Source organism: Shewanella sp. P1-14-1, assembly GCF_001401775.1.
Classification (GTDB): domain Bacteria; phylum Pseudomonadota; class Gammaproteobacteria; order Enterobacterales; family Shewanellaceae; genus Shewanella; species Shewanella japonica.
Genome location: NZ_LKTL01000001.1, coordinates 218196 through 228491, shown reverse-complemented (window position 1 = coordinate 228491; position 10296 = coordinate 218196). Strand labels below are relative to the sequence as shown.

Annotated in this window: 11 protein-coding genes; 6 read left to right on the top strand and 5 right to left on the bottom strand. The window is 40.0% G+C overall.

The window, feature by feature from the left end:
- Positions 1–247: 247 nt before the first annotated feature.
- The 4 genes from asnC to AN944_RS00850 all read right to left on the bottom strand — a co-directional run bounded on the left by asnC (position 248) and on the right by AN944_RS00850 (position 2657).
- The gene (gene asnC, locus AN944_RS00865; RefSeq protein WP_055022683.1) at positions 248–709 is read right to left on the bottom strand and encodes a transcriptional regulator AsnC; all 462 of its coding nucleotides are present in this window, start codon (positions 707–709) and stop codon (positions 248–250) included.
- Between the two features lie 395 nt (positions 710–1104).
- Complete coding sequence (rluA, locus tag AN944_RS00860; RefSeq protein ID WP_055022682.1) at positions 1105–1782, bottom strand: bifunctional tRNA pseudouridine(32) synthase/23S rRNA pseudouridine(746) synthase RluA; 678 nt, start codon at positions 1780–1782, stop codon at positions 1105–1107.
- A gap of 128 nt (positions 1783–1910) precedes the next feature.
- Positions 1911–2201 carry a hypothetical protein gene (locus AN944_RS00855; protein ID WP_055022681.1) on the bottom strand — a complete coding sequence of 97 codons (291 nt, stop codon included), beginning with the start codon at positions 2199–2201 and terminating at the stop codon, positions 1911–1913.
- Positions 2202–2237: 36 nt separating this feature from the next.
- A complete protein-coding gene (locus AN944_RS00850) occupies positions 2238–2657 on the bottom strand; it encodes a hypothetical protein (protein ID WP_055022680.1) in 420 nt (139 codons plus the stop codon).
- Positions 2658–2845: 188 nt separating this feature from the next.
- Between AN944_RS00850 and AN944_RS00845 the strand changes: the two genes are divergently transcribed.
- Both AN944_RS00845 and AN944_RS00840 read left to right on the top strand, forming a co-directional pair.
- Positions 2846–3835, top strand: coding sequence for a 2-hydroxyacid dehydrogenase (locus tag AN944_RS00845; protein WP_055022679.1), 990 nt, complete (start codon positions 2846–2848; stop codon positions 3833–3835).
- 98 nt (positions 3836–3933) lie between these two features.
- The gene (locus AN944_RS00840) at positions 3934–4671 is read left to right on the top strand and encodes a dienelactone hydrolase family protein (protein WP_055022678.1); all 738 of its coding nucleotides are present in this window, start codon (positions 3934–3936) and stop codon (positions 4669–4671) included.
- Positions 4672–4775: 104 nt separating this feature from the next.
- Here the strand turns inward: AN944_RS00840 and AN944_RS00835 are convergent, their stop codons facing one another.
- Positions 4776–5333 (bottom strand): mechanosensitive ion channel domain-containing protein, encoded by a 558-nt coding sequence (locus tag AN944_RS00835; RefSeq protein WP_055022677.1) that lies wholly within the window; start codon positions 5331–5333, stop codon positions 4776–4778.
- Positions 5334–5483: 150 nt separating this feature from the next.
- Between AN944_RS00835 and AN944_RS00830 the strand changes: the two genes are divergently transcribed.
- The 4 genes from AN944_RS00830 (at position 5484) to AN944_RS00815 (ending at position 10160) form a co-directional block, all read left to right on the top strand.
- The gene (locus tag AN944_RS00830) at positions 5484–6227 is read left to right on the top strand and encodes a spermidine synthase (protein WP_055022676.1); all 744 of its coding nucleotides are present in this window, start codon (positions 5484–5486) and stop codon (positions 6225–6227) included.
- 180 nt (positions 6228–6407) lie between these two features.
- Positions 6408–6977, top strand: coding sequence for an alkyl hydroperoxide reductase subunit C (gene ahpC, locus AN944_RS00825; RefSeq protein ID WP_055022675.1), 570 nt, complete (start codon positions 6408–6410; stop codon positions 6975–6977).
- A gap of 204 nt (positions 6978–7181) precedes the next feature.
- Positions 7182–8789, top strand: a complete 1608-nt coding sequence (ahpF, locus tag AN944_RS00820; protein WP_055022674.1) for an alkyl hydroperoxide reductase subunit F — start codon at positions 7182–7184, stop codon at positions 8787–8789.
- A gap of 261 nt (positions 8790–9050) precedes the next feature.
- Positions 9051–10160 (top strand): GGDEF domain-containing protein, encoded by a 1110-nt coding sequence (locus AN944_RS00815; protein WP_055022673.1) that lies wholly within the window; start codon positions 9051–9053, stop codon positions 10158–10160.
- The last annotated feature ends 136 nt before the right edge of the window (positions 10161–10296 follow it).

Here is a 10296-nt window from a genome sequence, read left to right as displayed (position 1 = left end):
TCCTTGGTTAAAGCATTGACCACGTCCAAGCATGTGTAGGGTAGAGACTAGGTCGGTGGTAATGCTGTTTTATAATTTTGTTTATAATGCGTATGGCGCATTCTTCGATGCACTCTACGACTTTTTAACACAAAACTTTAACAAAGGTAACCAAAGGTGTTACAAATTTGCAAAATTATTATGAATTTTAACTATCTCTTAAGTGGTATATCATTATTAAGTAAGTTATAAGCCATTATTTTTTGGACTAAGGCTTAACACCACGAACAATAGGGTTTTGTAGGCTGATTAATGTTTCTGTTGATTGAATTTCATCAATTGACTGGATGCGATTGATTAAAACATGCTGTAATCCATCGATAGACTGGCACATTACCTTTACAAAAACACTGTAATTACCAGTGGTATAATATGCCTCAACAACTTCCTCAAGGGCATTTAACTTTGATATGGCAGCAGGATAATCACCTGCACTTTTTAAATTGATACCAATAAAACAGCAAACGTCATAGCCTAAAGCTTTAGGATCTACTGTTATCCTTGCTCCAGTAATAATGCCTGCTTGTTTCATTTTTTCTACTCGGACATGAATCGTCCCTGCACTGACGGCAAATCGTTTCGCCAGTTCAGCAAAAGGGGTGCGGGCTTCTTCCATCAATGCTTCAAGAATTTGATTATCGAGCTGATCTCTTTGAAATGGGGTTTCCATATTAAAATGCCTAATTTAGTTACAATTAATTATTAATTTAAGGCTAAATATACATAAATGCCATCAAAAACTTCTCATGAAGTCATTTTGATGAATACCCCTTCTATGATTAAGTGGCTTCCGAGGAGGTGAGTTTGAATATGACTATCGACAACTATCTAGAGATAAGTCATTAAAATAACGATGCAGAGTATGTAGTAAAGACAAGTAAGCTGGAAAACTAAGTATGAGAGCTAAGTATGAGAACTCAGTAAGAGACCTAAGTAAAAGAAACAAGCGAGTCAAATAAGGGGAACCATATTAATAGCAATAGCAATAGTCATAGGGCTGACAGTGCGACAATCTATGATTGAGTACTCGATAATATCTCGGTTTTATCGCTAATTAAGCCCTAATTATTGATCATTAATAGGTTCTATAAATGGCACTTCGGCTTTAAAGGTTAATGCTTGCTGATGATACGGATGATTAAACGAAAGTTCTGCAGCATGCAGTAGTAATCGTGTTGATAATCTTTTGGCGAGTGGATCAGCGTAAAAACCATCACCTAAAATGACATGGCCTATTGCCATCATATGAATTCTTAGTTGATGAGAGCGACCTGTAATGGGCGTGAGTTTAACTAAGGTAGATTGTTTGGCGTAACTGATGACTTCTACATAGGTTAATGAGGGCTTACCTAACTTATGGTCCACTTTTTGTTTCGGGCGATTTGGCCAGTCGCAAATCAGCGGGTAATCCACTTGCTTAATCGCAGGATTCACATGGCCCGCAACTCTTGCGTAATAGGTTTTGGCCGTTTCTCTATCTCGAAACTGACGTTTTAACTCACGCTCTGCATTACGGCGCAGTGCAACGACAATAACCCCAGATGTGGCCATATCTAAGCGATGTACAATTTGTGCATTGGGGTGCTTCTCAAGCACACGGCTATATATGCTGTCATGGTATTGAGCTTCTCTTCCAGGAATAGATAACAATCCTGAAGGCTTATTCAGTACGATAATGTCTTTATCTTCGTGAATGATATCAAGCCAAGGATCGGTTGGAGGAAGGTAAATGAAATCTGCCATGGTAAGCCTTTAACGTAAATGCGCGGCAAAGATACCTTTGCCGCCATATTTGTGCAAGTTGTTCTCGCTACCTTTGTGGCTAAATGACAATTTCAGCCTTTACTTAAATCAAATCGTTAAATTTTGTATTAAGAAAAAGCGTTGCCATTAACGTGCATAATGGTAAAAGTCCAAACAACAAAAGCGAGAGGAACATGAACCAAGGCATAAAAGCTTTGATCTAATCGAGACATACCTTGAGCATTCCAGATTAAATACACATGCGCGATGAGCACTAAAGGAAATAATGACAGTAGCGGATAGAGGGCAAACGGGCTCGCATCAGCAAAAATACTGTGACTAAACAGTGCCCAAAATACCATAAAACTGGTGGTTAGCGGCGGTGCAGCTAACCGATATTGTTCTGGATAAGGAAACATCCTATAACCTTAATAGCAACAAAAGATACTACTAGATTAACCTTTAATTTCCTTTTTGCCATGTATTACTTTTCGATGGACCACAGAATAATGTCTAAGCCCAGCAGGTCCATGAGATACCACAACTGATAACAGCACAATAAAGATGGTGATCTCAGGCTTCCAATTTGCCATTGGGATAAATAGCAACAAGAGTAAAATTTTACAGATGGTTAATACGCCTTTTAATTGAATTAACCAGCGCCAATCGCGAATAACTTCCCATGCAAACAGGGCAACACCACTGGCCATTGCTATGATCCAATAGTTAAGCCACTCACTTTGCTCTATACCCAGTAGCAGACCGCCACCAGCACCGACGACACCAACAATATGCAAGGCGCGTAAACTGGTTTTTCCGAGGCGTTGGATCCAAAATTGAAATTCTGATACTTCTTGTTGCTGCTTTTTAGACATAGAAAATACGTAATTGGTCAGTTATTGACGTATCAGCTTAACAAATTCATTTCGAATGAATAGCGATCTATAGCAAACTCTAAATTATTGCTATGCTGATGTGATAAAAATGCGCAACCTTGATATCCGATTTACTTATTTGATTTCAAGTATAAGCCGTTGTAACGCTTTCTATTAAGGACAATGACATGAAAATTGGCTTCTTCAGTGCCAAAAATTACGATATTCAGCACTTTGATGCAATCAACCAAGATTTTGGTGCAACCATTGAATATTTCGATTATCGACTTTGCATGCAAAACGTTAAATTGGCTGATGGTTTTGAAGTGGTGTGCGCATTTGTTAACGACTCATTGTGCGAAGAAGTGTTAGTAGAGCTGGCTAAAGGTGGCACAAAAATTATCGCAATGCGCTGCGCCGGATTTAATAATGTGGATTTAGATGCAGCGCATCGATTAGGGATTACTGTCGTCAACGTACCAGCTTATTCTCCCGAGTCGGTTGCAGAGCATACTATTGCGATTATGCTGACATTGAACCGGAAAATACATAAAGCATACCAACGCACTCGTGACGCCAACTTTGCCCTATCGGGTTTGGTGGGTTTTAACATGCATGGCAAAACCGTCGGTGTTATTGGCACAGGGAAAATAGGCATTGCTACGATTAAGATTTTGCTTGGTTTTGGCTGTAAGGTGATTGCTTACGATCCATATCCTAATCAGCAAGTGATTGATTTAGGAGTTAACTATACCAGTCTCGATGAATTGTACCCTCAATGTGACATCATCAGTTTGCACTGCCCATTGACTGAAGATAATCATCATATGCTGTGTACTCAAAGTTTTCATAAAATGAAAACTGGGGTCATGGTGGTTAATACTTCACGTGGTGGATTGTTAAATGCAATCGATGCCATGGAAGCGCTAAAAGAGGGGCAACTTGGTGCATTAGGTTTGGATGTTTATGAAAATGAAAAAGAACTCTTTTTTCAAGATAAGTCCAACGAAATAATTCAAGATGATGTTTTTAGACGGCTGTCAGCCTGTCACAATGTTATCTTCACTGGTCATCAAGCGTTTTTAACTGATGAGGCGCTTAATGCAATTGCCTCGACAACCTTAAAAAATGTCACCGACTTACTCTCAGGGCAGCATTCTGCTAACGAATTAAATTAGATCGTAAGTAAACATGGTGAGACTCATTATGTTAGGTAATGCTCAACGTTTACACATGTTAATAAAACCAGCACTCAGACTGACTAAAAAGAGGGAATATGATAATCACCAAGGAAGTTCATGATATTGACACGCCAACAGGCGTGATGCGCACCTACGTTTATCGCCCAGATGTCGCAGGACAGTTCTCGACAATTATTTTTTACTCTGAAATTTTTCAGCAAACAGCACCTATAGCTCGCAGTGCAGCAATACTTGCTGGGCACGGATTTGTCGTGCTAGTTCCTGAGGTTTTTCACGAGTTAAACCCGATTGGTACCGTGCTCGATTATGATGATATTGGTAAAGATAAAGGCAATGCGGATAAATTTGCAAAGCCCTTAGAACATCATGATAGTGATACGCAAGCAATGGTGGATTTTGCTCGTAGCCAAGCCTATTGCACCAGTAAAGTCGCTGCTATGGGAGTGTGTATCGGAGGGCATTTAGCATATAGAGCAGCGCTGAATGCGGATATCAGTGGCGCTTTTTGCTTGTATCCTACAGACATACATTCCAATACCTTACCGTGTGAAGCATTGAATGATTCACTTACCCGCACGGGGGATATTGCTGGTGAAGTGGCCTTGGTGTTTGGCAAGCAAGATCCTCACGTGTCTAGTGAAGGGCGTAAAGTGATTTACCAAAAGCTTGAGCAAGAAGGCGTGAGTTTTAGCTGGCAAGAAGTCAATGCTCAGCATGCGTTTATGCGTGATGAAGGTGAACGTTATGATGCGGCACTGGCATTGCAAATGTATTTACAAGCTGTGGCATTTTTTCAGCGCTTATTAAATTAACCCCCAAACAGAGATGCGATAGCACTCGTGAAGTTAGCTTAATTAATGAATGCGCTATGGGAGCCCACCATGTGGCGCATTTTTTATTAGGGTAATGTGTAAAGCTAATCAGGCGTGATATCTTCATCGACATATTGAGAGGCGGTTTTTTCTGTAGATGAGTTTGGTTCCTTCACTGTTTTAGGTATTTTTATGACTGCCTTTTGTAGCATAAGGTTATTCGGGTAAGTCATCATATCGCCTTGATCGCGTTTAATTATCACATGAAATAAACTGATTTCGACAATCACCCCTGTCATATCTTCATCTTTATCCACGATTTTTATTTTATCGCCAATTCGATACGGAAATGCAAAGAAAATCAGTACCCCTGCAGTAATGTTGCTTAACATTGACCATTGGGCAAATAACGCAACCCCCAAAACGGCAAAGGCAGATGAAACAAATAACGAGACTTCTTGGTACCCCAATCCTAATGACACAGCCATAATGGATGCAGTAATAAAAAAGAGTAGGTAAGTTAATAGTCTTGTCACTAAACGGCTGCGTACTTCATTGACCTGTTTTTTCTTGGCTTGTTGGCTGATAAATTGCTTCAGCTGTTGCTGTATAAAGATAAATACAGCAATGCAAATAGCGCAAATTAGGATTTGAATTGTCATAGTGGCTCACTTTAATGCGTCAAGTTCCGACTTATTTAAGCTAAGTTTGAAGTCAAGATGATGTGAGTTTGAATTTATCCTGTAAACTGTCTTTCTTGCAACCAAATTCGTCAGGTTGAAATTAGCTGACGGTATACCAGAGTCAGTTCCATGTCAGATTATCAGCAGTTACATCATATTAGTGATGAGATCGGCCCTATCTATGTCTTAGAAGACAATGAATGTCGAATTTTGTCCTTTGGTGACAATGACGAACAAAGTAAAATCCTTAAAGCCCAGCCCCATATTCCACAGCATACCTATATTCAAGCGATGTTAGCAGTATTGCTTTTTAGCCAACCTAAAAGTGCAATCATATTAGGTTTAGGTGGCGGTGGGTTAATTCATGCTTTACGCCGTTATGATGCAGCCATAAAATTGACCGCTGTTGAACTGCGTTCACCTGTTATTGATATTGCTAAACGATTTTTCCAGTTGCCAATTGGCAAAAAGTTGAATTTGGTTCATCAAGATGGCACCGCATTTCTTGCTGAAGGTAATCATAAACGTGTAGATATTATTTTCGCGGATATGTACATAGAGCAAGGAGTCGATGAAAAACAACTTACAGTGGAGTTTATTGCCCATTGTCATCAAAGCTTAAAAACTGACGGGTTTTTGGTACTCAATTGCTGGAAAGAGCATAGCAAAAGTGAACTATTAAAGCAGACATTGTCTATGCACTTTGCAAATGTTTATGCCACATTAACCGGTGGTGGCAATTGGGTTGTGTATGCTAGTAAGCAGCCACACTCTTTTGGTAGTGCAGTCAATAAGCAACATGTGCAGCAATTATCCAAACAGCTTGATTATCCAGTTGGACGGGCGCTAACACGTTTTACCCAATGGGAATAAGCAAGTTTAATATCAGTGATTCGGAAAATCCGATAACCCAAGTCTTTTATCTGTCTTTGTTCTAAAAAACCGATTAGGGTGATAGTTTTTACCCGTTATATTTAATTTTAAAGACTCGCTATTATCTATTCCAACAAACGGATACAGCGACACACTTAATTAAATTATCGGAGTAACACAATGACTCAATCAATTATCAATTCTACAATCAAGCCATTTTCAGCTACTGCATTTCACAATGGCGAATTTGTACCAGTGACTGAGCAAGACCTACTAGGTAAATGGTCAGTAGTATTCTTTTACCCTGCTGATTTTACTTTCGTATGTCCTACTGAATTAGGCGACATGGCAGACCATTACGCTAAGCTACAAGAAATGGGCGTTGAAGTTTACTCAGTATCTACTGACACTCACTTCACTCACAAAGCATGGCACGCAAGCTCAGACACTATCGGCAAAATCAACTACCCAATGATTGGTGACCCAACTGGTGCAATCACGCGTAATTTCGGTGTGATGATTGAAGAAGACGGTTTAGCACTTCGCGGTACATTCGTAATGAACCCAGAAGGCGAAATCAAAGTTGCTGAAGTACATGACCTAGGTATTGGTCGTAGCGCATCAGAGCTAGTACGTAAAATTCAAGCTGCTCAGTACGTAGCAACACACGACGGCGAAGTTTGTCCAGCAGCATGGCAGCCAGGTGAAGAAACACTTGCTCCATCAATTGACTTAGTAGGTAAAATCTAAGCTTACAGACTTAATACGTCACAATGGCTTACTCATCTCATCATCTGAGTAAGCCATATTGCTAACAAAGGTTAGCAAGCCTGTTTCAAATCATCTCCGGTCAATCTTAGGCATCCCGATTTCTGTGTGATTCATCACCATGCAGAGATACTAAGATTGACAATTTTTTTGCTCAATCTCATTTTATTTTCCAGGAGCACACGTATGTTAGATACGAATATTAAAAATCAACTGAATACCTACCTGCAAAACCTCAAGCGCCCAGTTGAACTTGTCGTGTCAGCAGATGCAAGCTCTAAGTCTCAAGAGTTGTTATCACTTGCTCAAGATATTGAAGGTTTATCATCTTTAGTGAGTTTACAGCAGCAAACGTCGGATAGAACGCCGTCAATGAGCATTAAAAATCCACAAAATGGATCAAATATTACCTTTGCTGGTTTACCAATGGGGCATGAATTTACCTCTTTAGTGCTTGCGTTACTGCACTCTGGTGGTCATCCGATCAAATTAGATGCGGATGTGATCGAACAGATCCGAAACTTACCTGGTGAATTCCATTTCGAAACCTATGTGTCGTTGAGCTGTCAGACTTGTCCTGAAGTGGTGCAAGCGTTGAATATGATGGCTGCGATCAACCCAAATATTACTAATGTGATGATTGATGGCGCATTATTTCAAGATGAAATTAATGACCGCAATATCATGTCTGTGCCCACAGTGTATATGAATGGAGAGCCGTTCTCTGTTGGCGCGATTTCTGTTGTAGAAATCTTAAACAAGTTAGATGTAAATGCAGCAGCAAGAAAAGCTGAACAGTTAAATAACAAAGAATCGTTTGATGTTTTAGTTGTTGGTGGTGGCCCTGCTGGCGCGTCAGCTGCGATATATGCAGCGCGCAAAGGGCTTCGCACTGGCGTAGTTGCCGATAAGTTTGGTGGTCAAGTAGCTGAAACTGTTGGCATTGAAAACTTTATTTCAGTGTCTAAAACAGAAGGCCCTAAGCTGGTGGCCAACCTTGAAGCACACGTTAAAGATTATGATGTCGATATCATGGATAATCAACGTGCTTTGTCATTAAAGTCGGGTAAACAATTTGAACTAGAACTTGAAAGTGGCGCTAAGCTAACAAGTAAAACCATTTTATTAGCAACGGGTGCACGCTGGCGTGAAATGAATGTACCTGGTGAGCAAGAATATCGCGGTAGTGGTGTAGCTTATTGTCCACATTGCGATGGCCCTTTATTTAAAGGTAAGCGTGTTGCAGTGATTGGCGGTGGTAATTCCGGCATTGAAGCCGCTATTGACTTAGCTGGCATCGTTGAACATGTCACCGTACTTGAATTTGACGCTAGTTTACGTGCTGATGAAGTCTTGCAGCGTAAAGCTAATTCAATGGGCAACATTGACATTATTACTCAAGCAATGACCACTGAAGTTTTGGGTGACGGTAAGCGTGTAACGGGTCTTACATATACTGACCGCAGCACAAACGAATCTCATAATGTTGAACTCGCGGGTATTTTTGTTCAAATTGGTTTAGTACCCAATACAGAGTGGCTAACCGATACCGTAGACTTAACTCCCCGTGGTGAGATTATTGTTGATGGTAAAGGTGAGACATCTATTCCCGGAGTATTTGCAGCTGGCGATGTGACTAACTCAGCTTACAAGCAAATTATCATTGCGATGGGAAGTGGTGCAACAGCATCATTAGGGGCATTCGATTACTTGATTCGTCATAGTGATGAAGCAGATAACGCAACTGATGATACTGTTGAGAAAGCATTGAACTCTGATACCGTTGCTGCATAAGTCACCTCCACAAACAAGGCGATAGCCTTTAGGTTACTTTAGCAAATATCGAAAAAGTAAAAACAGCTAACTTTGTTAGCTGTTTTTTTGTTTGGCGAGCAAATTTAGCGTTAACAGTGAAGTGACTAAACCAAGTGGCAATACTATGTAAGCTATTGTTGTTTAAGTTCAAGTGCTGGTTAAATTAAAAGCAAAAAGCATGTCGCAACAGGTGTGAAAGTCGCTATAATCAATTGAGATATCCTCATACATAAGTGAAAGATGCAAAAAACAACCCCGACATTTGAGCAACAGTTACACTTTGAAACCCAGCAATACCTTGCCAAAGGGTGTCGTTGGTTAAGTGTACTGAGCTTTATTTTAGCGGTTGTGATTGGCATTACTCGATTGTTGAATATTCCAGAGCTAAATTTCACCTTCACACTGATTAGTATCCTGCCATTAGCATTGGTATCGCTTTACGGCGCAATGCGTGATTTCTCTCTTCCTTCGTCGCAAAAGATAAATGACTACGGCCGCTTCTATCGTTATATATTGGCGTTACTTTTATGTTGGATCACAGTCTGTAACTGGTTGATATTATCAGCACCATTTGCTCAGGGAAAAGTAGAATCAATATTGCATTTAATGATGTTTGCTTTATCTATCGCATTTTTCCCCGTCCGTCGTTTATTGCTTTTTGCTGTACTCATCATGTCGACTTATATGGCATCGGTGAGAGTTTTCTTTTTTGCTGATGAGTTGTTTTTCCCAATCATGAAAATGTTGAGCTTTCTTGGGATTGTCATTTCAGGTCAGCAAGTCATTGAAAAATGGTTTAGGAAGTCAATTTTTAAAGATGTTGAAAATCAACGTTTAGTTAATGAACTCAATCAATTAGCGTTAACAGATAGTTTGACCAAGCTGAGTAATCGACGTTATTTTGATGCGATGTTAACCAAAGAAATTCAGCATTGCGAGCGAAGTGGCTCGGCCATGTCAATCATTCTAATGGATATAGACTTCTTTAAAAAACTCAATGACTACTCAGGCCATCAGCGTGGTGACGAATGTTTGATTGAGCTGGCAAAGTTATTAAAACATCAGATTAAAAGGCCGAGAGATGTTTGTGCTCGTTATGGCGGAGAAGAGTTTATTGTGTTGCTTCCAGAAACCGATATAGCAGGCGCAGTTGAAGTCGCTAATAATATTAAGTTACGCCTTAACCAATTAGCATTTCAGCACCCAGACTCTTTGGTGAGCGAGTATGTCACTGTCTCTCAAGGGGCTGCGCAATGGCAACCCGGGATCAATGCTGAACAATTAATCAAGCAAGCTGATGATAAGCTTTACGAAGTTAAAGCGACGACTCGAAATAATATTGCTTATTAACTTTAGCAATTTGCCGAGTGGCCGATAAACAAATTGTAACGTATTTGTCGTTAATAGCAGTATAAAAGGATTTTAACGCGTTTTAGCAAGGTAAGCTGCGATAAATAATATGGTCACTTTAAAGTGACAGCGCAGT

Excerpts from the sequence above, each read along its gene's own strand:
- asnC (WP_055022683.1), bottom strand. The coding sequence starts at position 709 with ATGGAAACCCCATTTCAAAGAGATCAGCTCGATAATCAAATTCTTGAA.
- rluA (WP_055022682.1), bottom strand. The coding sequence starts at position 1,782 with ATGGCAGATTTCATTTACCTTCCTCCAACCGATCCTTGGCTTGATATC.
- AN944_RS00855 (WP_055022681.1), bottom strand. The coding sequence starts at position 2,201 with ATGTTTCCTTATCCAGAACAATATCGGTTAGCTGCACCGCCGCTAACC.
- AN944_RS00850 (WP_055022680.1), bottom strand. The coding sequence starts at position 2,657 with ATGTCTAAAAAGCAGCAACAAGAAGTATCAGAATTTCAATTTTGGATC.
- AN944_RS00845 (WP_055022679.1), top strand. The coding sequence starts at position 2,846 with ATGAAAATTGGCTTCTTCAGTGCCAAAAATTACGATATTCAGCACTTT.
- AN944_RS00840 (WP_055022678.1), top strand. The coding sequence starts at position 3,934 with ATGATAATCACCAAGGAAGTTCATGATATTGACACGCCAACAGGCGTG.
- AN944_RS00835 (WP_055022677.1), bottom strand. The coding sequence starts at position 5,333 with ATGACAATTCAAATCCTAATTTGCGCTATTTGCATTGCTGTATTTATC.
- AN944_RS00830 (WP_055022676.1), top strand. The coding sequence starts at position 5,484 with ATGTCAGATTATCAGCAGTTACATCATATTAGTGATGAGATCGGCCCT.
- ahpC (WP_055022675.1), top strand. The coding sequence starts at position 6,408 with ATGACTCAATCAATTATCAATTCTACAATCAAGCCATTTTCAGCTACT.
- ahpF (WP_055022674.1), top strand. The coding sequence starts at position 7,182 with ATGTTAGATACGAATATTAAAAATCAACTGAATACCTACCTGCAAAAC.
- AN944_RS00815 (WP_055022673.1), top strand. The coding sequence starts at position 9,051 with ATGCAAAAAACAACCCCGACATTTGAGCAACAGTTACACTTTGAAACC.